This window comes from Streptococcus sp. KR (assembly GCF_002238115.1).
GTDB lineage: Bacteria > Bacillota > Bacilli > Lactobacillales > Streptococcaceae > Streptococcus.
The window spans coordinates 1-249 of the sequence record NZ_NGVM01000287.1 but is presented as its reverse complement, the minus strand read 5'-3'; the positions used below and the strand labels follow the sequence as shown (position 1 = coordinate 249).

Below are 249 nucleotides of genomic sequence, written 5' to 3'. Positions count from 1 at the left end.
TCCAATTTCGTTTTTGGAATTTTTTCCCAGAGTTGCGAAGAATTTCACTTCAAGATCTTTATATTCATTTTTATCAATATCTTCATAACTAAAAGTGGCTGTTACTTGGGTACCCTTGTCAATAAGACTTTGTGTTTCCTCAGGGAACCACAGATCCTCTGCGTAATATCTAAACATATCTTCTTCTAAAAGCTTTGAATGCAATATAACTTGTGTATAATTTGTTGTATTTGGTAAAGCATTTAAGGG

The 249-nt window shown here is 32.5% G+C and carries 1 protein-coding gene; it reads right to left on the bottom strand.

Going from position 1 to position 249, the window contains the following annotated elements:
* Positions 1 to 249: hypothetical protein (locus CBI42_RS12940; protein ID WP_179211443.1), on the bottom strand; the 249-nt coding region annotated here is incomplete at both ends.